A 22,092-nucleotide genomic window follows, 5' to 3' on the forward strand; every position below is an offset into this window, starting at 1 on the left:
GCCATTTGCACGACCGAGGATACTCAAGGATGTCTTTTCGCCGGATGTTTCATCACAAAAAGGGTGTACTGCCGGGTTTGATCGCCGCACTGCTGGTTCCGGCCATCGCCCACGCCTTCGACCCTTTTGTCGTGCGGGATATCCGCGTAGAGGGTATTCAACGAACTGACGCCGGCACCGTCTTCGGCTATCTCCCCGTCAAAGTGGGCGAAAAGTTCACCGAAGAAGAAGCCACTGAAGCCATCCGCCGCTTGTACGGCACAGGCTTTTTCACCGACGTACAGATCCAGACGGACAACAACGTCGTCGTGGTGGTCGTGCAGGAACGCCCCACGATTGCGTCGGTGAACTTCAACGGCATGCGCGAGTTCGACTCCAAGGCGATCACCACGTCGCTGGCGCAGGTCGGCTTCGCCGAAGGCCGCATCTTCGACCGCTCCATGCTCGAGCGCGCCGAATACGAACTGAAGCAGCAGTACCTGTCCAAGGGCAAGTACGGCATCGAAGTGACTTCCACCGTGACCCCGCTGCCGCGCAACCGCGTGGGCGTGAGCTTTGACGTGTTCGAAGGCTCGGTCGCGCGCATCCAGGAAATCCGCTTCGTGGGCAACAAGGCTTTCTCCGAAAGCGATCTGCTCGACGAGTTCAAGCTGACCACGCCGGGCTGGCTGACCTGGTATACGGATACCGACAAGTACTCGCGCGAAAAGCTCGAGGGCGATCTGGAGCGCCTGCGCTCGTTCTACCTGGATCGCGGCTACCTCGAGTTCTCGGTCGAGCCGCCGCAGGTCACGATTTCGCCGGACCGCAAGGACATCCGCATCACGATTACCGTGCACGAAGGCGAGCCTTACAAGGTGCGCAGCGTGAAGCTGGCCGGCAATCTGCTGGGCCTGGACAAGGAAATCAACGCGCTGCTGGAAATCAAGCCGGAAGAGACGTTCTCGGCCGCCAAGGCCAACGGCTCGGCCAAGGCCATCACCGACTACCTGGGCGAACTGGGCTACGCGTTTGCCAACGTCAACCCGAACCCGCAGCTGGATCGCGCCAAGCATGAGGCCGACCTGACGTTCTACGTCGACCCCAGCCGCCGCGTGTACGTGCGCCGTATCCAGATCGGCGGCAATACCCGCACCCGCGACGAAGTCGTGCGCCGCGAAATGCGCCAGCAGGAAGCCGCCTGGTACGACGCCAAGGACATCAAGACCTCGCGCGACCGCGTCGACCGCCTGGGCTATTTCAGCGACGTCAACGTCAAGACCGATCCGGTCCCGGGTTCGCCCGACCAGGTCGACGTCAACGTCGACGTCAAGGAAAAGCCCACCGGCATGATCAACCTGGGCGTGGGCTACGGCTCGTCCGAAAAGGCCATTCTGTCGGCCGGTATCAGCGAAGACAACGTCTTTGGCAGCGGCACCAACCTGACCCTGCAGCTGAACACCAGCAAGACCAACCGCGCCGTGGTGCTGTCGCACACCGACCCGTACTGGACCAAGGACGGCATCAGCCGCACCACGTCCGCCTACTACCGCGTGACCGAGCCCTGGAACAACAACGACGGCGACTACCGTGTCAAGGCCATGGGCCTGGGCATGAACTTCGGCGTGCCGATTTCCGAGTATGACCGCATCATGCTGGGCGCGAACTTCGAACGCAACCAGATCGATCTGTTCAACAACTCGCCGGCAGCCTACGAGAAATTCGTCAACGATTACGGCGATTCGACCAACTCGGTGATCTTCACCACCGGCTGGACCAAGGATACCCGCGACAGCGGCCTGGCGCCGACCAAGGGCGGCTACACCCGCCTGAAGGCGGACCTGTCGACCGTGGACCTGAAGTACACGATGTTGACGGCTCAGCAACAGTACTTTGTGCCGCTGGGCGGCTCCTACACCCTGGCCTTGAACGGCATGGTCGATTGGGGCCAGAGCTACGGCGGCAAGGACTACCCGGTCATCAAGAACGTCTATGCCGGCGGTATCGGCACGGTTCGCGGCTACGAAGGCTCGTCGCTGGGTCCGCGCGACACGAAGACGGGCGACTACCTGGGCGGCACGCGGCGCGTCATCGCCAACGCGCAGCTTTACCTGCCGTTCCCTGGCGCCTCGAAGGACCGCACCTTGCGCTGGTTCATCTTCTCGGATGCCGGCCAGGTTTCGTCGGGCAGCGGCTTGCAATGCACCGGCGGCAAACCTGGCAGCGAGGTCGAGGATCCTTGCGGCTGGAGGTTCTCGGCAGGTATCGGGCTGTCGTGGCAGTCGCCGATGGGGCCGTTGCAGTTGTCTTATGCGCGTCCGCTCAATTCGAAGCCTGGCGACGACAAGCAAAGCTTCCAGTTCCAGATCGGGACCGGTTTCTAAGCGCCTCGTTACGCTTGAAAACAAGGGAGAAGGGCGTACGGCCGGCTCCCTTGCTGTTTAGTGGCACAATACACACTTTGGCTTTGCCTTACTGGAAGGTGAGATTTTCATGATGTCTGATTCCGCACTTAAAACCTCGAAATCGCTGCGCACCATGCGCCGCGGCAAACTGGGCGGCTCCATTGCCCTGGTAGGTGCGCTCATTCTCGGTTCGGCTGCTGCGATTCCCGCGCAGGCCCAAGGCACGAAGATCGGTTTCGTCAATACCGAGCGGATCCTGCGCGAGTCGGGTCCGGCCAAGGCTGCGCAAAGCAAGATCGAAGCCGAATTCAAGAAGCGCGACGATGAGCTTCAGCGCCTGAACAACAGCCTGCGTTCGCAAGCCGAGAAGTTCGACAAGGACGCGCCTGTCCTGTCGGAGTCCGATCGCGTCAAGCGCCAGCGTGAACTGTCCAACCTGGATACCGACCTGCAGCGCAAGCGCCGCGAGTTCCAGGAAGACTTCAATCGCCGCCGCAACGAAGAGTTCTCGGGCATCGTGACGAAGGCCAACGACGCCATCAAGCGCATCGCCGAACAGGAAAGCTACGACCTGATCATCCAGGACGCAGTGACCGTCAACCCGCGCATCGACATCACCGACAAGGTGATCCAGAGCCTGGGCAAGTAAGCAGCACCCGTCACGTTATGCCGGTTCTACTGGATCTTGCCCGCGCGCCAACGCTGGAAACACTGTTGAGCGCCGCCAACACCCAGGGGATGGACTGGCGTATCAGCGCGGTTCCCGGCGCGGACCCCATGCGGGTCTGCGGCATCGGAACCCTGTCATCGGCGGGTCGGCAGGAAATCGCTTTCCTGGCCAACCCCCGCTACCAGAGCCAGTTAGGCGCCACGCAGGCGGGGGCGGTCATCGTCTCGCCGGACGTGGCGCAGGCTCTGGAGGCCGAGGGCAACGCCCGGCCGCCGTTCGCGCTGGTCGTCTGTCAGCATCCCTATCTGCTTTATGCCCGCGTGGCGCAATGGTTCGATGCCGCGAGACGGCCCGAGCTGCCCGCATCCACGCATCCTTCCGCCGTGGTCGCCGCTGACGCCATCATCGAAGAAGGCGTGCGCATCGGCCCGAATTGCGTCGTCGAATCCGGCGCCCGCATTGGCCGCGATACCGTGCTCGGACCTGGCTGCGTCATCGGCGCAGGCTCGTCCGTCGGTCCCGGCAGCCGCCTGTACGCCCACGTCACCTTGTATGACGGGGTCAAGGTGGGCGCGCGCGCCATCATCCATAGCGGCGCGGTGCTGGGCGCGGACGGCTTCGGCTTCGCGCCCGATCCCACGCTGGGCAAGGGCGCCTGGGGCAAGATTCCGCAGCTCGGCGGCGTGACCGTCGGTGACGACGTCGAAATCGGCGCCAACACCACCGTTGACCGGGGCGCGCTGGAAGACACCGTCCTGGCCGACGGGGTGAAGCTGGACAACCAGATCATGGTGGCGCACAACTGCCGGATCGGCGCGCATACCGCGATTGCGGCCTGCGTGGGCGTGGCCGGCTCGACCACCATCGGTGAGCGCTGCACCATAGGCGGCGCCGCCATGCTGTCCGGGCACCTCACGCTGGGCGACGATGTGCATGTTTCCGGCGGCACCGCGGTGACGTCCAGCATTTCGAAGCCTGGCCGCTATACCGGGGTCTTCCCGTACGCGGAACATGGCGAATGGCAGCGCAACGCCGCCGTGATACAACAGTTGGCGCAATTGCGCCGGCGCGTGCGGACGCTGGAAAAAGACTAGGGCGGCGCACTGCCGCCCCTGGCGCGTCCGCGCCGCATGATTACTTTACTTCGCAGGAAAGCATAGAAAAATGGAACTCGACATCAAGGGGATCATGGAGAGACTGCCGCATCGTTATCCGATGCTGCTGATTGACCGCGTCGTCGAAATGGTGCCTGGCAAGTCCATCGTGGCCATCAAGAACGTCTCGATCAATGAACCGTTTTTCAACGGCCATTTCCCGCACCACCCGGTGATGCCGGGTGTGCTCATCGTGGAAGCCATGGCTCAGGCCTCCGCGCTGTTCTCGTTCACCGACGAGAATGGCGGGCTGAAGTGCGAAGGTTCCAAGACCGCGTATTACCTGGTCGGCATCGACGGCGCGCGTTTCCGCCGCCCCGTGGTGCCGGGCGACCAGTTGCGCATCGAGGTCGAAGCCGAACGCCTGAGCCGCAGCATCTGTAAGTACCAAGCGCGCGCGACGGTGGACGGCCAGGAAGTCGCTTCGGCCAAGCTGATGTGCGCGATTCGCAGCCTGGAAGAGTAAATGGCAGGAAACATTCACCCCTCCGCCGTCATTGATCCGGCGGCAAAGCTCGACCCGACCGTCGTGGTCGGTCCGTTCGCGACCATCGGTCCCAACGTGACCATAGGCGCGGGCACCGAGATCGGCCCGTACTGCATGGTGGACGGGGTGACGACCATCGGGCGCGACAACCGTTTCTATCGGTACTGCTCGATTGGCGGCATGCCGCAGGACAAGAAGTACCAGGGCGAGCCTACCCGCCTGGAAATCGGCGACCGTAATACGTTCCGGGAATTCGTCACGCTCAACACGGGCACCGTGCAGGACGGCGGCGTCACGACGATTGCCGACGACAACTGGGTCATGGCGTACGTGCACGTTGCACACGATTGCCACATCGGAAGCAACACCATCCTGGCCAATTCGGTGCAACTGGGCGGCCACGTCCATGTTGGCGATTGGGCCATCGTGGGCGGCCTGACCGGCGTGCACCAGTTTTCGCGCATCGGCGCGCACAGCATGACGGGCGGCAACAGCTCCCTGATGCAGGACACGCCGCCGTTCGTGCTGGCCGCGGGCAATCCGTGCCGTCCGGTGGGCGTCAACGTCGAAGGGCTGAAGCGTCGCGGCTTTACGGCCGCCGACATTTCGGCGCTGCGCGACGCCTACAAGATCATCTACCGCCGTGGCCTGTCCCTGGACGCGGCGCGGGCTGAACTGCGCGCCCGCCAAGAGGCGGAGCCCGAGGTGGCCCCGCACCTGCAGACCCTGCTCGACTTTCTGGACGTCGCAAGCCGCGGCATCATCCGCCCATGAACGCTCGGATCGGCATGGTGGCCGGCGAGCCTTCGGGCGACCTGCTGGCTGGTCGCATCATTGCCGGTCTGCAAGCGCGCGACGCCGGCGTGCGCTGCGAGGGTATCGGCGGGCCGCAGATGCAGGCCCATGGTTTCGATACCTGGCACCCCATGCATGCCTTGACCGTGTTCGGCTATGTCGACGCGCTCAAGCGCCTACCCAGCCTGCTTGGTACCTATCGCGACGTCAAGCGGCGCTGGCTGGCGGAGCCGCCCGCCGTGTTCGTCGGCATCGACGCACCGGACTTCAATCTGCGGCTGGAGCACCAGCTACGCCAGGCAGGCACGCCCACGGTGCACTTCGTTGGGCCGTCGATCTGGGCCTGGCGCTATGAGCGCATCCACAAGATCCGCGAGTCGGTATCGCACATGCTGGTGCTGTTCCCGTTCGAGGAAGAGATCTACCGCAAGGAAGGGATTCCGGTCACTTATGTGGGCCATCCGCTGGCCGGGGCCGTGCCCATGCAGCCGGACCGCGCCGCGGCGCGCGCGCGCCTGGGCCTCGACCAGAATGCGCGCGTGCTGGCGATCCTGCCGGGCAGCCGCTCGTCCGAGATCCGTCTGCTGGCGCCGCGCTTCCTGCAAGCCGCGCAGATCCTGCAGAAAAAGGACCCGGCCCTGCAATGCGTCGTCCCCATGGTCAACGACCAGCGGCGCGCGGAGTTCCAGTCCATTCTGGCCCAGTACCCCGTACCGGGGCTGCGCTGCGTCACCGCGAATGATCTGCACGGCGACGGCGGAGAGCGCCAGGCGCCCGTCGCCTGGTCCGTCATGGAAGCGGCCACGGCGGTGCTGGTGGCCAGCGGCACGGCCACGCTGGAAACGGCGCTGTACAAGCGGCCCATGGTGATTTCCTACGTGCTGTCGCCCTGGATGCGCCGCATCATGGCCTGGAAGTCCGGCCAGCAGCGTCCCTATCTGCCCTGGGTGGGCCTGCCGAACGTGCTGCTGCGCGATTTCGCCGTGCCTGAGCTGCTGCAGGACGATGCCACGCCCGAGAAACTCGCGGAGGCGACCTGGACGTCCCTGACCGACGACGCGGGCAGGGCGCGCATCGAAGCCCGCTTTACCGCCCTGCATCAGGAGCTGCTGCGCGACACGCCCGCGCTGGCTGCGCAGGCGATCCTGGAGGTGGCCGGTGGAGCAGCCTGACCTGTTCGCGGCGCCCGAGCAGCCTGCCATGATTACGGCGGGCGTGGACGAGGCGGGCCGCGGCCCGCTGGCGGGCGCCGTGTACGCCGCGGCCGTCATCCTGGATCCCGCCCGACCGATCGCCGGGCTGGCGGATTCCAAGGTGCTCAAGGCTGCCACGCGCGAGGCGCTGGCGCTCGAAATCCAGGAATTCGCGCTGGCCTGGTGCATCGCCAGCGCCAGTGTGGCCGAGATCGACAGCATGAACATCCTGCGCGCCACGATGCTGGCGATGCAGCGTGCGGTGCAGGGCCTCGCCACCATGCCGCAGCTGGCGCTGGTGGACGGCAACCAGGCTCCCAAGTTGGGCTGCACCGTGCAGACCGTCATCAAGGGCGATGCGCTGGTGCCCGCGATTTCCGCGGCTTCCATTCTTGCCAAGACCGCGCGCGACGCGGACCTGCTGCGCCTGCACGCCCTGTATCCCCAATATGCCTTCGATCAGCACAAGGGTTACGGCACCCCGCTGCATCTGGAGATGCTGCGCGAGCACGGCCCATGCGCCGAGCACCGGCGCAGCTTCGCACCCATCAAGGCCTTCGGCCTGAATCCATGAAGCACATCAGTTCTCGCGACAATCCCGCAGTCAAGGCGCTGGCCAAGCTGGCCGGCACGGCGGGCAAGCGCGGCGCGCCGGTGCTGCTGGACGGCGTGCACCTGTGCCAGGCGTGGCTGCGGCATCACGGCGCGCCCGATCAGGCGATCTTCGACGTGGAGCGCCTGTCCCAGCCCGACATCGCGGCGCTTGCGGCCGCGGTGCCGGACCGCGACTGCCTGGCCTTGGACGCGCGGCTGATGCAGTCCCTGGCGGCCGTGGAAAGCGGGCAGGGCGTGGCTTTTCAGGTGACGCCGCCCATCCTGGACCTGCCGGATGCAGTGGACGAAAACTGCGTGCTATTCGACCGCATCCAGGATCCCGGCAATGTCGGCACGCTGCTGCGCACCTGCGCGGCGGCGGGCGTGAAGCGCGTCTTTCTGGCGACGGGCACGGCCGCGGCCTGGTCGCCCAAGGTGTTGCGCAGCGGCCAGGGCGCCCATTTCGCCTTGGCCATCCACGAACACGTCGATCTGGCTGCCTTGCTGCCCAGATTGAGGGTGCCGCTGGTGGCGACCGCGCTGGATGGCGCGCGCGACCTGTACGAGGACGCGTTGCCGCAACGCTGCGCCTGGGTATTCGGTCACGAAGGCCAGGGCGTGGCCGCGGAACTGCTTTCCGCGGCGCGCCTCAAGGTGCGCATACCGCACGACATGGCGGCGGTGGAATCGCTCAATGTGGGCGCCGCAGCCGCGATCTGCCTCTTCGAGCAGCGGCGCCAAGCCTTGCGCGGCAAGCTGGACTGAACGCCGATCTGGCCATCGTTTCGCCGCTTTTCCGCCGATTGCAGGCACCGTCCCCTGTTTATACTGCCCCGTTTGCCCGAGCCGGGCGGTCTTGAGCCGCGCCTCGAGGCCAGGATCCGATCAAGGACGGGACATGAAAAGCTGGATCAAATCGAGTCTTGCCGCGCTGGGCGCGGCGGTGTTGCTTTCTGCTTGCGCCGGCCCCCGGTATGGCGATGTGGCGGACCGCATCCCGGCGCTGGAGGCTGCCGAAGGCCGGATTTACTTCTACCAGCCCGCAACGCCCAATGGCGACAAGGTCGCGCAGCCCGCGATCCTGGTCGACGGCCGCAAGGTCGGCCGCTCCAAATCCGGCCGTTTCTTCTTCGTGGACCGCGCGCCCGGCGAGGTGGAAGTCATCACCGCCACCGACCGCAAGGAGCGCAAGGACGCGCTCAAGGTTCCGCTGGCCGGCGGGCAGACCCAATACGTGCGCGTGGATGTTGCGGGGGGCAGGCAGGTTCTGCGGCTGGAGGCCTCCGCTGACGTCGCCGTGCAAGCGATGTCGGACCTGCGCTACTGGGGCGCCGGACGGCGCGAGCGAGAGCCGCTGCGCTATGAGTAAAATTACAATATGTAGGTTTTAGACTCATCCATATACGTTCTCGCGGGATCCATCGAGCTGATGGCCTGTGGGGCTGGCACATCGGAGAAGACGGAATGAAGCGCAGGTTCAAGATGGTGGCTGCCGCCGTGCTGGGCGCGGCCTTGTTGGCGGGTTGCGGCGGTCCCCGGTACAAGGACGTTGCCAGCACCATCCCCATGATGGTGCCGGAAACCGGGCGCATCTATTTCTATCAGCCGCCGGCGCCGGTTGGCGTGGTGTCGGCCCAGCCGTACCTGCGCGTGAACGGTCTGAAGGTCGGCCGTTCCAAGCCGGGCAGCTTCTTCTATGTGAACCGGCCTGCCGGCAAGTACGTGGTCGACACGTTGCGCGACGACGAGCAACTGTCGTTCACGCTGGCCCCGGGCCAGACCCGTTACGTGCGATTGAGCATCGAGGGCGTGAGCGGCAATTCGTCCAACATGGGCCGCCAGGATATGCGCCTGGAAGACTCGGAGGCGACCGCCCAGCAGGAGATGGGGCCGCTGAAGTACTGGGGCGCCGGCTCGCGCGAACGCGTCAAGCTGCGTCCCTGATCCGGACTACGCTGCAAGGAAGGGCGCGCCATGGGCGCGCCCTTGTCGTTTTCAGCCCCGGTCCAGGCCCACTTCCTGCAACACCGTCGTGGCGATCTCCTCGATCGATTTAGTGGTGCTGGACAGCCAGGAAATGCCCTCGCGGCGCATCATGCGTTCGGCCTCGGCCACTTCGTAGCGGCATTGCTCCAGCTGCGCATAGCGGCTGTTGGGGCGGCGCTCGTTGCGGACTTCGGCCAGGCGTTCGGGCTGGATCGACAGGCCGAACAGCTTGCCGCGGTGCGGGGCGATGGTGGAGGGCAGGGTGCCGCGCTCGAAATCGTCCGGCGTCAGGGGGAAATTGGCCGCCTTGATGGCGTATTGCATGGCCAGATACAGGCTGGTGGGCGTCTTGCCGCAGCGCGACACGCCGACCAGGATCACGTCCGCCTGGTCCAGCTGGTTCACGAACTGGCCGTCGTCATGCGCCAGGCTGAAGTTGATGGCGTCGATGCGGTTGCGGTACTTTTCCGAGTTGGCCTGCATGTGCGAGCGGCCGATGGAATGGCTGGACTTCAGGCCCAGCGCCTGCTCGATATGGCTGACGAAGGTGCCGAACAGGTCCAGGAAAACCCCGTTCGCCTGACGAACGCGCGCCAGGATGTCCGGATTAACCAGGGTGCTGAACACGATCGGGGGAACGCCGGCCTCCAGGGCGCTGCGGTCGATCCGCATGGCCACTTCCGCGGCCTTTTCCAGCGTGTCGACGAAGGGCAGGCGGACAGGCTTGAAATTGACCTCTTCAAACTGTGAGAGCACTGACTGGCTGAAGGTTTCTGCGGTGATGCCGGTACTGTCGGAAACGATGTATACCGTGCGTATGATCGGGGTAGATGTCATGTGTAAAAAATTCCAACCAGGCAGATGGCCGGACGCACTCCACCGAGTACAATCAGGCCCCTATAAGTCACCCCAAGGGCGGTCCAAGGCCAGTTTGGTCAGCGCGTAAATTGGGGCTGCGATCCGACTGTGATCCAGCTTCCTGATGCATTGACCAAACTCGCTTTCATTCCATTGTAAAAGGTGACTTCAATGTCGTACGTTGTTTTGTTCGAGCAGCTCCGCATGACGGACGTGGACTCGGTAGGAGGCAAGAACGCATCACTAGGCGAAATGATCAGCCAGCTGTCTGGCGCGGGTGTCCGCGTGCCGGGCGGCTTTGCCACGACCGCTGATGCTTTCCGCGACTTCCTCAAGGCCTCCGGCCTGGACAAGCGCATCGCCGAACGTCTGACCACACTGAACCCCGAAGACGTGCGCGAACTGGCCAACGCCGGCTCGCAGATCCGTCAATGGATCATCGACGCGCCGTTCTCGCCCGAGTTCGAATCGCAGATCCGTACCGCCTTTGCCAAGCTCGACGCTGATGGCAAGGGTTCGTTCGCCGTGCGCTCCTCCGCCACCGCCGAAGACCTGCCCGACGCCTCGTTCGCCGGCCAGCAGGAAACCTTCCTGAACGTCGTCGGCATCGACGACGTGCTGGACAAGATCCGCCACGTGTTCGCGTCGCTGTACAACGACCGCGCCATTTCCTATCGCGTGCACAAGGGCTACGCCCACGCCGACGTCGCGCTGTCGGCCGGCATCCAGCGCATGGTGCGTTCCGACAAGGGCAGCGCCGGCGTCATGTTCACCATCGACACCGAATCGGGCTTCCAGGATGTGGTGTTCATCACCTCGTCCTACGGCCTGGGCGAAACCGTGGTGCAGGGCGCGGTCAACCCCGACGAGTTCTACGTCTTCAAGCCGACGCTGGCCCAGGGCCACTACCCGATCGTGGGCCGCCGCATCGGCTCCAAGCTGATCAAGATGGAGTTCGATCCCGAGCGTCCCGAAGGCCGCGCCGTGCGCACGGTCGACGTGCCGGTGTCCGAGCGCAACCGCTACTCGCTGACCGACGACGAGGTCAACGAACTGGCCCGCTACGCCGTCATCATTGAAAAGCACTACGGCCGCCCGATGGACATCGAGTGGGGCCGCGACGGCATCGACGGCAAGATCTACATCCTGCAGGCGCGTCCGGAAACCGTGAAGTCGCAGCAGGGCGTCAACGACGTGCAGCAGCGCTACCGCCTGAAGGCCACCGGCCAGGTCCTGATCACCGGCCGCGCGATCGGCCAGAAGATCGGCGCGGGTCCGGTGCGCGTGGTCGGCGACATCTCCGACATGGACAAGGTCCAGCCGGGCGACGTGTTGGTCACCGACATGACGGATCCCAACTGGGAACCCGTGATGAAGCGCGCTTCCGCCATCGTCACCAACCGCGGCGGTCGCACCTGCCACGCGGCGATCATCGCGCGCGAGCTGGGCATTCCGGCAGTCGTGGGCTGCGGCAACGCGACCGACCTCCTGAAGGAAGGCCAGGCCGTGACCGTGTCTTGCGCCGAGGGCGACGAAGGCCGCATCTATGACGGCCTGATCGAAACCGAAGTGGAAGAAGTGCGCCGCGGCGACATGCCCCCCATCGATCTGAAGATCATGATGAACGTGGGCAACCCGCAACTGGCTTTCGACTTCGCCCAGATCCCCAACGGCGGCGTGGGTCTGGCCCGCCTGGAATTCATCATCAACAACAACATCGGCATCCACCCCAAGGCGGTGCTGGACTATCCGAACGTCGATGGCGAACTGAAGAAAGCCGTAGAATCGGCCGCTCGCGGTCACGCCAGCCCGCGCGCCTTCTTCGTCGAGAAGATGGCAGAAGGCGTGGCGACCATCGCCGCTGCCTTCTACCCCAAGCCCGTCATCGTGCGCATGTCGGACTTCAAGTCCAACGAGTACCGCAAGCTGGTCGGCGGTTCGCGCTACGAGCCCGAGGAAGAGAACCCCATGCTGGGCTTCCGCGGCGCGTCGCGCTACATCGCCGAGGACTTCGCCGAGTGCTTCCGCATGGAATGCGAAGCGCTGAAGAAGGTGCGCGATGAAATGGGCCTGACCAACGTCGAGATCATGGTGCCCTTCGTGCGCACCCTGGGCCAGGCGGCCAAGGTGGTGGACCTGCTCGCCAAGCATGGCTTGGCGCGAGGCGAAAACGGCCTGAAGCTCATCATGATGTGCGAAGTGCCGTCCAACGCCATCCTGGCCGACGAGTTCCTGCAGTACTTCGACGGCTTCTCGATCGGTTCGAACGACATGACCCAGCTGACGCTGGGCCTGGACCGCGATTCGGGCATGGAACTGCTGGCTGCCGATTTCGACGAACGCGACGAGGCCGTGAAGTTCATGCTGCGCCGCGCGATCAAGGCTTGCCTGGCCGCCAACAAGTACGTGGGCATCTGCGGCCAAGGCCCCAGCGACCACCCGGACTTCGCGCAATGGCTGAAGGAAGAGGGCATCCTGTCGATGTCGCTCAACCCGGATACCGTTGTCGATACCTGGCAGCGTCTGGCCAAGAACTGATCGGCTTGCTGATGTGAAAACCCCGCGCCTGCAAGGGCGCGGGGTTTTTTTACGCGTGCAAGCGGGAAAGGACTATGCCGCCAGCGCTTCGCGCGCAATCAATTCGCGCTTGCGGTCTATGCCCCAACGGTAGCCGGCCAGCGAGCCGTCGGTGCGCACCACCCGGTGGCAGGGGATGGCCAGCGCGATGTTGTTGGTGGCGCAGGCGCGGGCCACGGCGCGCACGGCTCGCGGCGAGCCTATGCGTTCGGCGATATCGGTGTAGGTGGCGGTTTCACCCACGGGGATCTCGCGCAGGGCTTGCCATACCTGGCGCTGGAAGGCCGTGCCGCGCACGTCCAAGGGCAGGTCCAGGCCGCGGGAGGGGTCTTCGACGAAGCCCACCACGGCCGCCACCCAGCCTTCGAACTGCGTGTCCGCGCCGATCAGGCGGGCGGCCTTGAAGCGGTCCTGCAGGTTGCGCACCAGTTGTTCCGGGTCTTCGTGCAGCGCGATCTCGCAGATGCCGGTGTCGCTGGCCGCCACCAGCAGCGCGCCCAGGGAGCATTGCGCCACCGCGAAGCGGATATCCACGCCCTCGCCGCTCTTGCGAAAGGCGGTGGGCGTCATGCCCAGGATGGCGGGGGCGGCTTCGTAGAAGCGGCCGCTGGAATTGAAGCCGGCGTCGTACATGGCGTCCGTGACGCTGGCGCTTTGCTTGAGATGCTGGCGGGCGCGGCTGGCGCGCAGGGCGTCGGCGTAGGCCTTGGGAGTGATGCCGGTGGCCGCCTTGAAGACGCGGTGGAAATGGAAGCGGCTCATGCCGGCCTGTTCGGCCAGGGTGGACAGATCCGGCGGCTGCTCGGCTTCCAGGGCGCGGCAGGCGCGTTCGACGGCGGCGGCGTGCTGTTTGCTCAGGGCGGCGGCTTGGTTCATGAAAAAGCTCCTGTTGCGCGTGGATTCGCGCGCTTGGACCCATCGTCTCAAAAGCCTGCCGCCGCCGCACTCCGTATATTGCGCGGGGGCCGCGCAGGGCGCTACGCGGGGGCGTAGGCGTCCAGAAAGCGCCGCAGCAGGCCGCCCGCGACGGGCGTGGCGCGGACGTTGGCGGACAGCCCCGGGACGTCCAGGTTTTCAGCCGCGTAGCGACGGCCGAAGCGTTCCAGATGGGCGCGGATGAAGTCAGGGCCGAATTCGGGATGGAACTGGGTCGAGAATACGTTGCGGCCGATGCGGATCATCTGATGTTCGTCCAGGTCCGAGCGCGCCAGCACGGCGGCGCCGGGCGGGGGTTGCAGCACGGTCTGCGCATGCAGCATCTGGGCGGGGAAGGTGGACGGCAGTCCGGCCAGCAGCTTGTCGCCGGCGGCGGGCGGCAGCAGCTCAACGGTCTGGGTGCCGACTTCGCGCCCGGCGGGGTTGTAGCCGACCTTGCCGCCCAGCGCGTAGGCCAGCAACTGATGGCCGTAGCAGACGCCGAACATGGGCAGGCCGGTTGCGGCGGCTTCGCGCAGCCAGGCGGCGGTGTCCTCGCTCCAGGGTTCCTTGTCGGTCACCATGGCAGGCGAACCCGTGATCAGCGCGGCGCGATAGCGGGCGGGAGCCTGCGGCCGCTTGCCCTCGTGGACGGGCACGATTTCCATGGCCTCGGCGGTCAGGCCGGCGGCCTGCGCGAGTTGTTCGGCATAGCCGCCGAACTGGCTTTTGAGCGTGTCGTCCGGATCGCCGGTGTGCAGGATCAGAACGGGGAGAACGGTGGGTATTGCAGCGGTCATTGGGGGCTAGTGCGTAAAGGATGCGGGCGCCGGGTTCCAGGGGGAGATCCACCGCCAGCGCACATCATAATCCAGCGCCCGGATCCATGATGAAAGCCGCTTTTCCGTTCCGTCCCGGAAATACGTACAATCGCGCTCAGAGACTCATCCTTTCGGGCGAACGAAGACTATGTGGATTTGGCTGGGACTGGCCGCGCTGGCCCTGATCGGGGAATTGGCGACCGGCACTTTCTATCTGCTGCTGGTGGCCCTGGGGCTGGCAGCCGGGGGCGTGGCCGCCTGGTTCGGCGCCGGGCTGGAGTGGCAATTGCTGGGCTGCGGCATCGTATTGCTGCTGGGGCTGCTGGTGCTGCGCAAGACCCGCGTGTTGAAAAAGCGCGAGGTCAATTCCGCCCGCAATGCCGACGTCAATCTGGACATCGGCCAGACGGTGTCGGTCGAGGCCTGGTCCGGCCAGGGGACCGCGCGCGTCTGGTATCGCGGCGCGCATTGGCATGCGGAACTGGCGCGGGGGCATGCGCCGGTCGCGGGCGAACAGACCATTACGGAAATGCGCGGTTCGACTCTGGTTCTGACCCCCAAGGGCAAGCCCGGCTCGGCCTAAGCAGCGCCCGCGCCAGTTCCGCGCGGCGCCCGTGCACCTATTTACCAGAAGGAGAGGCTCCGAATCATGATGATCGATACATCCACCATCGTCCTGCTCGTCATCGTCGCGCTGGCGATACTGATAGTCATCAAGTCGATCGCCATCGTGCCTCAGCAGCACGCCTGGGTGGTCGAACGGCTGGGCAAGTTCGACCGGGTCCTGTCGCCCGGCGCGGGCTTCGTCATTCCGTTCATCGAACGCGTGTCGTACAAGCACTCGCTCAAGGAAATCCCGCTGGACGTGCCCAGCCAGGTCTGCATCACGCGCGACAACACGCAGCTGCAGGTCGACGGCGTGCTGTATTTCCAGGTGACCGATCCGATGCGCGCGTCTTACGGTTCGTCCAATTACATCTCGGCCATCACGCAGCTGGCGCAGACGACCCTGCGTTCGGTCATCGGCAAGATGGAACTGGACCGCACCTTTGAAGAGCGCGACTCCATCAACAGCAACATCGTGTCTTCGCTGGACGAGGCAGCGCTGAACTGGGGCGTGAAGGTGCTGCGCTACGAGATCAAGGACTTGACCCCGCCCAACGAGATCCTGCGCGCGATGCAGGCGCAGATCACCGCCGAGCGTGAAAAGCGCGCGCTGATCGCGGCCTCGGAAGGCCGCCGCCAGGAACAGATCAACATCGCTACCGGCGAGCGCGAAGCCGCCATCGCCCGTTCCGAAGGCGAGAAGCAGGCTCAGATCAACCAGGCCCAGGGCGAGGCCGCCGCGGTGCTGGCGATTGCCGAGGCCACCGCCAAGGCCATCACCCAGGTGGCGGACTCCGTGCGCCAGCCGGGCGGCATGGAAGCGGTGAACCTGAAGGTCGCCGAGCGCTACGTCGAGGCCTTCGGCAATGTCGCCAAGGAAGGCAACACCTTGATCCTGCCGGCGAACCTGGCGGACGTGGGCGGCATGATCGCCTCCGCCATGACCATCGTGAAGTCCACTCGCAACAGCTGATAACCGCGCCCGGCGGCGCCTGACGATGATCGCTCCCGTTAACTTGCTTTTGATAGCAGCATTGGCGGGAGTGCTTGCGCTGTGCGTGCTGGGGTCGCTGGCCCGCAGCGGCATGGCCGGCATCAAGGAGACGATACGCGCCAACCTGCTGACGCTGGCGGCGTTCGGGCTCTACGCCTTCCAGATCACCGAGGCGCCGCTATGGGTGTCGGTGATGGCGGCGAACACCGCCGTTGCCCTGGCCCTCTGTGCCTATTACACCGGATTGCGCCGGCTGGTCGGCCTGACCGTGCCCAAGCGCCTGATGGCGCTGGTGTCCTGTGCCACGCTGCTGGCGCTGGCGTACTACACCTACATTGATCCTCAGATCGGGCCGCGCATGGTGGTCATGTCCTGGCTGATGTTCGGGTTCATGGTGGCCATCGCCATGACGGTCAAGCGCGGCATGCCGATGAACCGGTCTCGCTACAGCTACCATTTCGTGTGCGTGGTGGCCCTGATCTCGGCGCTGGTGTGCGCGACGCGGGCCGTCGTCTACATGTTCGACATCGCCATCGCGCAGGCCCTGTTGCTGCCCTCGGCCTGGAACATCGCATTCATGACGCTGGGCGTGCTGACGATGCCATGCCTGACCCTGGGCACCATCATGATCATCCACGACCGCATGCTGGCCGACCGCGAACAGGAGGCCAGCACCGACTTCCTGACTGGCCTGATGTCGCGCAAGGCCTGGTGGCTGCAGGCCGAGCGCTATTGCGCCCAGGCGCTGCGCACGCGGCGGCCGCTGACGCTGCTGTTGCTGGACATCGACCATTTCAAGCGTATCAACGACACCCATGGCCACGCGGCCGGCGATGCGGTGCTGCGCCATTTCGGCCTGCTGGCGACCGCCACGCTGCGCACCGGCGATCATGTCGGACGCGTGGGCGGCGAGGAGTTTGCGGTGCTGTTTCCGGATATGCGCAGCGATGCCGTGCTGGATGTGGCGGAGCGGCTGCTGGATTCGGTGCGGCGCACGCCTTGTGCGCACGGCGGCAGCACCATGTCCTATACGTTCAGCGCCGGGGTGGCGGACTGGATGCCCGGAGAGAGCCTGCAGGCGTTTTTCGAGCGGGCCGACCGCAAGCTGTATAGGTCCAAGTCGGCCGGGCGCAACCGCATCACGGGACCGGGGCAGGATGCCGAGCGCCAGATGCTGCCCGAGGCCGCCTGATCAGTCGTCCTTGCCTTTGCGCGGCGCGCGGGTGTCGTGCTTCATGATGCGCTCTTTCTCGCGCTGCCAGTCCTTTTCGCGCGCGGTGTCGCGCTTGTCGAACAGCTTCTTGCCGCGGCCCAGCGCGAAGTCCAGCTTGATGCGCCCGTTCTTGTAGTGCAGGTTGAGCGGCACCAGCGTGTAGCCGCGCTGCTCGACCTTGCCGATGAGCTTGCTGATTTCCTCGGCCTTGAGCAGCAGCTTGCGCGTGCGCATGGCGTCGGGGTGGATATGGGTGGAGGCCGTGGGCAGGGGGCTGACGTGCATGCCCAGCAGGTAGAGCTCGCCGTCGCGCACGATGACGTAGCTTTCCTTGAGCTGCACGCGGCCATCGCGGATCGCCTTGACTTCCCAGCCTTGCAGCACCAGGCCGGCCTCGTAGCGGTCTTCGATGAAATAGTCGTGCGTGGCCTTGCGGTTGTCGATAATGCTCATAAAGCCCTTGTGCCTGGGTGCCGCGCGCTATGGCTAGAGGCGTATTCTGGCCCCAGGTCGTGTTGTGCCGGTAAAATCGTGCCATTCTAGCCATTTGCGATAGTCGATGCACAAAGTACAACGATCCGTCCTGGTGCCTTACAGCGCCGCCCAGATGTTCGATCTGGTCGCCGACGTGGAGAAGTACCCCGAGTTCATGCCCTGGTGCGGCGGCGCCGAGGTGCAAACCCGCGACGAGCACGGCATGCAGGCCTCCATCCTGATCAGCTTCGCGGGCATGAAGCAGCGCTTCACCACCCGCAACACCCATGCCTATCCCGACCGGATCGACCTGGAGCTGGTCGACGGCCCGTTCTCCAGCCTGGTGGGACACTGGGAGTTCCAGCCGCTGGCCGAGGACGCCTGCAAGGTCCTGTTCACCATGGAGTACGCGTTTTCCAACCGCGCGCTGGAAATGGTGGTGGGGCCGGTGTTCAACCGCATCGCCACCAGCTTCATCGATTCCTTCACCAAGCGCGCGCAGGCCAAGTATGGCGAATGAGCCGTTCGCGGGGCCGCAGATCGGCGTCAGCGTCTGCTACGCCTTGCCGGGCCATGTCTGGCTGCGGGAGTTGCGCCTGCCCGACGGCGCCACTGTGGCCGACGCGCTGGCGGCCAGCGGCTTTGGCGAGGCCTTTCCCGTGGTTGAACCCTGGACCCGGGGCGTGGGCATTTTCGGCCGCGCCACCGAGCCGCAGGCCAGGCTGGCCGATGGTGACCGGGTAGAGATCTACCGCGGCCTGAGTTTCGATCCCAAGGAGTCGCGGCGCCGCCGCGCCGAACACCGCCGCGCCAAGACGGCGAAGAACGGCAGGGTCCGCCCGGCCGGGCTGCTGTAGGGCAGCGCTCAGAGGGGCGGCGCGCCGCCCCGCACAATGTCGCAAATAGGACAAATCGCCGTGCCGCTTCCGGCGTAACATAAGCATCGTCACGCATTTACGTTTACGTCAACGTCATGTCAAAATCGACGGGCTGGCGTTCACGAGACGGCAGCAACGCCAACAGACAATACTCAGTACAACAGGAGACAGGCTGTGGACTTTGAACTGACCGACGAGCAACGCGCTTTTGCGCAGGCGGCGCGCGACTACGCCGAGGGCGAACTGGCGCCCAACGCCGCGCGCTGGGACGCCGAAGGCATCTTCCCGCGCGAGGCTTTCGCGCGGGCGGGCGAGATGGGTTTCTGCGCCATCTATGCCAGCGAGGACATCGGCGGCCTGGGCCTGCCGCGGCTGGACGCCACGCTGGTGTTCGAGGAAATGGCGGCGGTGGATCCGTCGACCACGGCTTTCCTCACGATCCACAACATGGCTACCTGGATGGTCGGCAACTGGGGCCAGCCCGCGCTGCGGGAAGCCTGGGGGCCATTGCTGGCCAGCGGCCAGAAGTTGGCATCCTATTGCCTGACCGAGCCGGGCGCCGGTTCGGATGCGGCGTCGCTGTCGACCCGCGCGCAGCGCCAGGGCGATGACTATATCGTCAACGGCGCCAAGGCCTTCATTTCGGGCGGTGGCGACACGGACCTGCTGGTGGTCATGGCGCGCACCGGCGGCGAGGGCGCGGGCGGCATCAGCGCGTTCGCCATTCCGGCCGACAGCGAGGGCATAAGCTACGGCCGCAAGGAGGAGAAGATGGGCTGGAACAGCCAGTCCACCCGTCCCATCACCTTCGAGAACGTGCGCGTGCCGGCGGCCAACATGCTGGGCCAGGAGGGCGAGGGCTTCAAGATCGCGATGAAGGGCCTGGACGGCGGACGCATCAACATCGGCACCTGCTCGGTGGGCGCGGCGCAAGGCGCGCTCGATGCCGCCCGGCGCTACATGGACGAACGGCGCCAGTTCAACCGCCGCCTGGCCGAGTTCCAGGCCTTGCAATTCAAGCTGGCCGACATGGCGACGCACCTGGTGGCGGCGCGCCAGATGGTGCGCCTGGCGGCCTGCAAGCTGGATGCGGGGGCTTCGGACGCGGCGACCTACTGCGCCATGGCCAAGCGCTTCGCCACCGACATGGGTTTCCAGATTTGCCTGGACGCGCAGCAGATCCACGGCGGCTACGGATACCTGCGGGACTATCCCTTGGAGCGTCTGGTGCGCGATACTCGCGTTCATCAGATTCTGGAGGGGACCAACGAGATCATGCGCGTGATCATCGCCCGCCAATTGTTGGAAAAAGGAGCCGACATAAGATGAATGCACCGGTGCTGTTCGAAGAAAAAACCGCTGCCAATGGAGTACGGTTCGGGATCGCGACGCTGAATTCGCCGCAGACCCTGAATGGCCTGTCGCTGGAAATGGTGGATCTGCTGGCCGAACGGCTGGACGCCTGGGCCCGTGATCCCGGCGTGGCCCTGGTGGTCCTGCAGGGCGCGGGCGACAAGGCCTTCTGCGCGGGCGGAGACCTGCATGGCCTGTACCGCAGCATGACGGAAAACGCCGGCAAGCCGGGCTGGAACAACGCCTATGCGCGCCGCTTCTTCGAGCACGAGTACCGGCTGGACTACCGCATCCATACCTACCCCAAGCCGGTGCTGTGCTGGGGCCATGGCATCGTCATGGGCGGCGGCATCGGCCTGATGATGGGCGCCAGCCACCGCGTGGTCAGCGAGACCTCGCGCCTGGCGATGCCGGAGGTCACGATCGGCCTGTTCCCGGACGTCGGCGGCAGCTGGCTGCTGAATCGCATGTCGGGCAGGATCGGACTGTTCCTGGCCTTGACCGGGGCGCAGCTGGGCACGTCGGATGCTTTCTTCGCCGGCCTGGCGGACTTCCGGCTGGATCACGCGGATTGGCCCAAGCTGCTGGCTTCGCTGGAAGAGCAGCCCTGGGCCGGCCAGGCAGCCGGCACGGCGGAGGATGCCATTCCTCCGCGCGCGATCAACGACGGCCTGCTGCGCCGCGCCCTGACGGCGCTGGAGCCTAAGACGCCGTTGGCGCCTGGCAGCCTGCGCCAACACTCGTTCCTGATCAACAGCCTGTGCAGCGGCAACCGCCTGGACGATATCTACGAAGAGCTGGCCGCGCTGAAGGACCACGAGGATCCTTGGCTGGCGCGCGCGGCCCAGACGATGCTGGCCGGCTCGCCCGGATCGGTGCGCCTGTCGTTCGCGCTGCAGCAGCGGCTGCGCCTGCGTTCGCTGGACGACGTGTTCCGCGCCGAGTACATCGCGGCGCTGGCCTGCACCGCCCATGGCGATTTCGCCGAGGGCATCCGCGCCTTGCTGATCGACAAGGACAAGAAGCCGCGCTGGAGTCCCGCCGTCATCGACATGGCGACCGACGCCTGGGTGCAGAAATTCTTTGACGAACCCTGGCCCGAGGGCGAGCCCCACCCGTTGGCGGACCTGGGCCAGGAGGGCCGCTAGGCGCCACGCGGCGGCGGCCCGGCCGCCGCCCGCCGGCGCGGCAACGCTAGTACCACGATGGTTTCACACCTATAGCTATAGCAACAGGAGACAGGACATCATGAGCAGCATCGCGTTTATCGGTTTGGGCAATATGGGCGCGCCCATGGCATTGAATCTGGTCAAGGCCGGACATAGCGTGACGGTTTTCGATCTGGTGCCGGCGGCGGTGAAAACCCTGACGGACGCCGGCGCCAAGGCTGCCGCGTCCGCTTCGGAAGCAGTCAAGGGCGCCGAGGTGGTGGTTTCGATGCTGCCCGCCAGCAAGCACGTCGAAGGTCTGTATCTGGGCGAGGACCTGCTGGGCAAGATCCCGTCCAGCGCGCTGGTCATCGAATGCAGCACCATCGCGCCCGACTCGGCGCGCAAGGTGGCGCAGGCGGCCGAGGTGCGTGGCATCGCCATGATCGACGCGCCGGTGTCCGGCGGCACGGGCGGCGCGGCCGCAGGCACGCTGACCTTCATCGTCGGCGGTCAGGCCGCGGCGCTGGAGCGCGCCCGCCCGATCCTGGAAAAGATGGGCAAGAACATCTTCCATGCCGGTCCGGCCGGCGCCGGCCAGGTGGCCAAGATCTGCAACAACATGCTGTTGGGCATCCTGATGGCCGGCACGTCCGAAGCCCTGGCGCTGGGCGTGGCCAACGGGCTGGATCCCAAGGTGCTGTCGGACATCATCGCCAAGAGTTCGGGCCGCAATTGGGCCACGGAACTGTACAACCCCTGGCCCGGCGTGATGGAGCATGCGCCGGCCTCCAAGGGCTATGCGGGCGGCTTCGGCGTGGACCTGATGCTGAAGGACCTGGGCCTGGCGGCCGAGGCGGCCTTGTCGGCGCGGGCCTCGATCCCGCTGGGCGAGCTGGCGCGCAACCTGTATTCGCTGCATAGTTCCGGCGGTTCGGGCAAACTGGACTTCTCCAGCATCGTCAACCTGGTCAAGCGCGAGCAGGACTGAC

At 65.5% G+C, this 22,092-nt stretch carries 23 protein-coding genes; 19 read left to right on the plus strand and 4 right to left on the minus strand.

Features of this window, described 5'->3' with window-relative positions:
• Positions 1 to 29: 29 nt before the first annotated feature.
• From bamA to ACM1PE_RS10220, 10 genes are all read left to right on the plus strand, one after another.
• Entirely contained in the window at positions 30 to 2,363 is a 2,334-nt protein-coding gene (bamA, locus tag ACM1PE_RS10175; RefSeq protein WP_059380346.1) for an outer membrane protein assembly factor BamA, read from the plus strand.
• A gap of 109 nt (positions 2,364 to 2,472) precedes the next feature.
• A complete protein-coding gene (locus ACM1PE_RS10180; RefSeq protein WP_059380345.1) occupies positions 2,473 to 3,033 on the plus strand; it encodes an OmpH family outer membrane protein in 561 nt (186 codons plus the stop codon).
• 17 nt (positions 3,034 to 3,050) lie between these two features.
• Complete coding sequence (gene lpxD / locus ACM1PE_RS10185) at positions 3,051 to 4,148, plus strand: UDP-3-O-(3-hydroxymyristoyl)glucosamine N-acyltransferase (RefSeq protein ID WP_118933669.1); 1,098 nt, start codon at positions 3,051 to 3,053, stop codon at positions 4,146 to 4,148.
• A gap of 70 nt (positions 4,149 to 4,218) precedes the next feature.
• Entirely contained in the window at positions 4,219 to 4,674 is a 456-nt protein-coding gene (gene fabZ, locus ACM1PE_RS10190; RefSeq protein ID WP_008167730.1) for a 3-hydroxyacyl-ACP dehydratase FabZ, read from the plus strand.
• Positions 4,675 to 5,469 (plus strand): acyl-ACP--UDP-N-acetylglucosamine O-acyltransferase, encoded by a 795-nt coding sequence (gene lpxA, locus ACM1PE_RS10195; protein ID WP_306632814.1) that lies wholly within the window; start codon positions 4,675 to 4,677, stop codon positions 5,467 to 5,469. It begins immediately after the preceding gene.
• A complete protein-coding gene (gene lpxB, locus ACM1PE_RS10200) occupies positions 5,466 to 6,662 on the plus strand; it encodes a lipid-A-disaccharide synthase (protein WP_419343193.1) in 1,197 nt (398 codons plus the stop codon). The genes lpxA and lpxB overlap by 4 nt, the downstream gene beginning before the upstream one ends.
• A complete protein-coding gene (gene rnhB, locus ACM1PE_RS10205; protein ID WP_373428969.1) occupies positions 6,649 to 7,257 on the plus strand; it encodes a ribonuclease HII in 609 nt (202 codons plus the stop codon). The genes lpxB and rnhB overlap by 14 nt, the downstream gene beginning before the upstream one ends.
• Positions 7,254 to 8,042, plus strand: a complete 789-nt coding sequence (locus ACM1PE_RS10210; protein WP_419343194.1) for a TrmH family RNA methyltransferase — start codon at positions 7,254 to 7,256, stop codon at positions 8,040 to 8,042. The genes rnhB and ACM1PE_RS10210 overlap by 4 nt, the downstream gene beginning before the upstream one ends.
• A gap of 133 nt (positions 8,043 to 8,175) precedes the next feature.
• Positions 8,176 to 8,646, plus strand: coding sequence for a DUF2846 domain-containing protein (locus tag ACM1PE_RS10215; RefSeq protein WP_059380339.1), 471 nt, complete (start codon positions 8,176 to 8,178; stop codon positions 8,644 to 8,646).
• 95 nt (positions 8,647 to 8,741) lie between these two features.
• Positions 8,742 to 9,221 (plus strand): DUF2846 domain-containing protein, encoded by a 480-nt coding sequence (locus ACM1PE_RS10220; protein ID WP_251880463.1) that lies wholly within the window; start codon positions 8,742 to 8,744, stop codon positions 9,219 to 9,221.
• 51 nt (positions 9,222 to 9,272) lie between these two features.
• Here the strand turns inward: ACM1PE_RS10220 and ACM1PE_RS10225 are convergent, their stop codons facing one another.
• On the minus strand, positions 9,273 to 10,100 hold the full coding sequence (locus ACM1PE_RS10225; RefSeq protein WP_059380337.1) for a pyruvate, water dikinase regulatory protein: 828 nt from the start codon (positions 10,098 to 10,100) through the stop codon (positions 9,273 to 9,275).
• 192 nt (positions 10,101 to 10,292) lie between these two features.
• Between ACM1PE_RS10225 and ppsA the strand changes: the two genes are divergently transcribed.
• Entirely contained in the window at positions 10,293 to 12,659 is a 2,367-nt protein-coding gene (gene ppsA, locus ACM1PE_RS10230; protein WP_059380336.1) for a phosphoenolpyruvate synthase, read from the plus strand.
• A 72-nt stretch (positions 12,660 to 12,731) separates the two neighbouring features.
• Here the strand turns inward: ppsA and ACM1PE_RS10235 are convergent, their stop codons facing one another.
• Both ACM1PE_RS10235 and ACM1PE_RS10240 read right to left on the minus strand, forming a co-directional pair.
• Positions 12,732 to 13,574 (minus strand): bifunctional transcriptional activator/DNA repair enzyme AdaA, encoded by an 843-nt coding sequence (locus ACM1PE_RS10235; protein ID WP_419343196.1) that lies wholly within the window; start codon positions 13,572 to 13,574, stop codon positions 12,732 to 12,734.
• 101 nt (positions 13,575 to 13,675) lie between these two features.
• Positions 13,676 to 14,413, minus strand: coding sequence for a glutamine amidotransferase (locus ACM1PE_RS10240; protein WP_059380334.1), 738 nt, complete (start codon positions 14,411 to 14,413; stop codon positions 13,676 to 13,678).
• Positions 14,414 to 14,582: 169 nt separating this feature from the next.
• Between ACM1PE_RS10240 and ACM1PE_RS10245 the strand changes: the two genes are divergently transcribed.
• The 3 genes from ACM1PE_RS10245 to ACM1PE_RS10255 all read left to right on the plus strand — a co-directional run bounded on the left by ACM1PE_RS10245 (position 14,583) and on the right by ACM1PE_RS10255 (position 17,226).
• Complete coding sequence (locus ACM1PE_RS10245; RefSeq protein WP_059380333.1) at positions 14,583 to 15,017, plus strand: NfeD family protein; 435 nt, start codon at positions 14,583 to 14,585, stop codon at positions 15,015 to 15,017.
• Between the two features lie 69 nt (positions 15,018 to 15,086).
• A complete protein-coding gene (locus ACM1PE_RS10250) occupies positions 15,087 to 16,013 on the plus strand; it encodes an SPFH domain-containing protein (protein WP_059380386.1) in 927 nt (308 codons plus the stop codon).
• Between the two features lie 25 nt (positions 16,014 to 16,038).
• Positions 16,039 to 17,226 carry a GGDEF domain-containing protein gene (locus ACM1PE_RS10255; protein ID WP_280016412.1) on the plus strand — a complete coding sequence of 396 codons (1,188 nt, stop codon included), beginning with the start codon at positions 16,039 to 16,041 and terminating at the stop codon, positions 17,224 to 17,226.
• On the opposite strand, the gene smpB is transcribed toward ACM1PE_RS10255, so the two are convergent.
• Positions 17,227 to 17,700, minus strand: a complete 474-nt coding sequence (gene smpB / locus ACM1PE_RS10260) for an SsrA-binding protein SmpB (protein ID WP_059380331.1) — start codon at positions 17,698 to 17,700, stop codon at positions 17,227 to 17,229. It lies immediately after the preceding gene.
• Positions 17,701 to 17,806: 106 nt separating this feature from the next.
• On the opposite strand from smpB, the gene ACM1PE_RS10265 reads away from it, so the two are divergent.
• The 5 genes from ACM1PE_RS10265 (at position 17,807) to mmsB (ending at position 22,091) form a co-directional block, all read left to right on the plus strand.
• Positions 17,807 to 18,241 (plus strand): type II toxin-antitoxin system RatA family toxin, encoded by a 435-nt coding sequence (locus ACM1PE_RS10265; protein ID WP_042793335.1) that lies wholly within the window; start codon positions 17,807 to 17,809, stop codon positions 18,239 to 18,241.
• Entirely contained in the window at positions 18,231 to 18,578 is a 348-nt protein-coding gene (locus tag ACM1PE_RS10270) for an RnfH family protein (protein ID WP_059380330.1), read from the plus strand. The genes ACM1PE_RS10265 and ACM1PE_RS10270 overlap by 11 nt, the downstream gene beginning before the upstream one ends.
• Before the next feature lie 195 nt (positions 18,579 to 18,773).
• The gene (locus tag ACM1PE_RS10275) at positions 18,774 to 19,928 is read left to right on the plus strand and encodes an acyl-CoA dehydrogenase family protein (protein WP_419343199.1); all 1,155 of its coding nucleotides are present in this window, start codon (positions 18,774 to 18,776) and stop codon (positions 19,926 to 19,928) included.
• Positions 19,925 to 21,100 (plus strand): enoyl-CoA hydratase/isomerase family protein, encoded by a 1,176-nt coding sequence (locus ACM1PE_RS10280; protein WP_419343200.1) that lies wholly within the window; start codon positions 19,925 to 19,927, stop codon positions 21,098 to 21,100. Before ACM1PE_RS10275 ends, ACM1PE_RS10280 begins: the two co-directional genes overlap by 4 nt.
• A 100-nt stretch (positions 21,101 to 21,200) precedes the next feature.
• The gene (gene mmsB, locus ACM1PE_RS10285) at positions 21,201 to 22,091 is read left to right on the plus strand and encodes a 3-hydroxyisobutyrate dehydrogenase (protein WP_059380327.1); all 891 of its coding nucleotides are present in this window, start codon (positions 21,201 to 21,203) and stop codon (positions 22,089 to 22,091) included.
• Position 22,092: the final 1 nt, after the last annotated feature.

Origin of the sequence: Achromobacter sp. PD1 (assembly GCF_048541815.1) — a bacterium.
GTDB classification, from domain to species: domain Bacteria; phylum Pseudomonadota; class Gammaproteobacteria; order Burkholderiales; family Burkholderiaceae_B; genus Achromobacter; species Achromobacter bronchisepticus_A.

What these genes read in the sequence shown, in the direction of transcription:
- bamA (WP_059380346.1), top strand. Translation starts at nt 30, where the DNA reads ATGTCTTTTCGCCGGATGTTTCATCACAAAAAGGGTGTACTGCCGGGT.
- ACM1PE_RS10180 (WP_059380345.1), top strand. Translation starts at nt 2,473, where the DNA reads ATGATGTCTGATTCCGCACTTAAAACCTCGAAATCGCTGCGCACCATG.
- lpxD (WP_118933669.1), top strand. Translation starts at nt 3,051, where the DNA reads ATGCCGGTTCTACTGGATCTTGCCCGCGCGCCAACGCTGGAAACACTG.
- fabZ (WP_008167730.1), top strand. Translation starts at nt 4,219, where the DNA reads ATGGAACTCGACATCAAGGGGATCATGGAGAGACTGCCGCATCGTTAT.
- lpxA (WP_306632814.1), top strand. Translation starts at nt 4,675, where the DNA reads ATGGCAGGAAACATTCACCCCTCCGCCGTCATTGATCCGGCGGCAAAG.
- lpxB (WP_419343193.1), top strand. Translation starts at nt 5,466, where the DNA reads ATGAACGCTCGGATCGGCATGGTGGCCGGCGAGCCTTCGGGCGACCTG.
- ACM1PE_RS10210 (WP_419343194.1), top strand. Translation starts at nt 7,254, where the DNA reads ATGAAGCACATCAGTTCTCGCGACAATCCCGCAGTCAAGGCGCTGGCC.
- ACM1PE_RS10215 (WP_059380339.1), top strand. Translation starts at nt 8,176, where the DNA reads ATGAAAAGCTGGATCAAATCGAGTCTTGCCGCGCTGGGCGCGGCGGTG.
- ACM1PE_RS10220 (WP_251880463.1), top strand. Translation starts at nt 8,742, where the DNA reads ATGAAGCGCAGGTTCAAGATGGTGGCTGCCGCCGTGCTGGGCGCGGCC.
- ACM1PE_RS10225 (WP_059380337.1), bottom strand. Translation starts at nt 10,100, where the DNA reads ATGACATCTACCCCGATCATACGCACGGTATACATCGTTTCCGACAGT.
- ppsA (WP_059380336.1), top strand. Translation starts at nt 10,293, where the DNA reads ATGTCGTACGTTGTTTTGTTCGAGCAGCTCCGCATGACGGACGTGGAC.
- ACM1PE_RS10235 (WP_419343196.1), bottom strand. Translation starts at nt 13,574, where the DNA reads ATGAACCAAGCCGCCGCCCTGAGCAAACAGCACGCCGCCGCCGTCGAA.
- ACM1PE_RS10240 (WP_059380334.1), bottom strand. Translation starts at nt 14,413, where the DNA reads ATGACCGCTGCAATACCCACCGTTCTCCCCGTTCTGATCCTGCACACC.
- ACM1PE_RS10245 (WP_059380333.1), top strand. Translation starts at nt 14,583, where the DNA reads ATGTGGATTTGGCTGGGACTGGCCGCGCTGGCCCTGATCGGGGAATTG.
- ACM1PE_RS10250 (WP_059380386.1), top strand. Translation starts at nt 15,087, where the DNA reads ATGATCGATACATCCACCATCGTCCTGCTCGTCATCGTCGCGCTGGCG.
- ACM1PE_RS10255 (WP_280016412.1), top strand. Translation starts at nt 16,039, where the DNA reads ATGATCGCTCCCGTTAACTTGCTTTTGATAGCAGCATTGGCGGGAGTG.
- smpB (WP_059380331.1), bottom strand. Translation starts at nt 17,700, where the DNA reads ATGAGCATTATCGACAACCGCAAGGCCACGCACGACTATTTCATCGAA.
- ACM1PE_RS10265 (WP_042793335.1), top strand. Translation starts at nt 17,807, where the DNA reads ATGCACAAAGTACAACGATCCGTCCTGGTGCCTTACAGCGCCGCCCAG.
- ACM1PE_RS10270 (WP_059380330.1), top strand. Translation starts at nt 18,231, where the DNA reads ATGGCGAATGAGCCGTTCGCGGGGCCGCAGATCGGCGTCAGCGTCTGC.
- ACM1PE_RS10280 (WP_419343200.1), top strand. Translation starts at nt 19,925, where the DNA reads ATGAATGCACCGGTGCTGTTCGAAGAAAAAACCGCTGCCAATGGAGTA.
- mmsB (WP_059380327.1), top strand. Translation starts at nt 21,201, where the DNA reads ATGAGCAGCATCGCGTTTATCGGTTTGGGCAATATGGGCGCGCCCATG.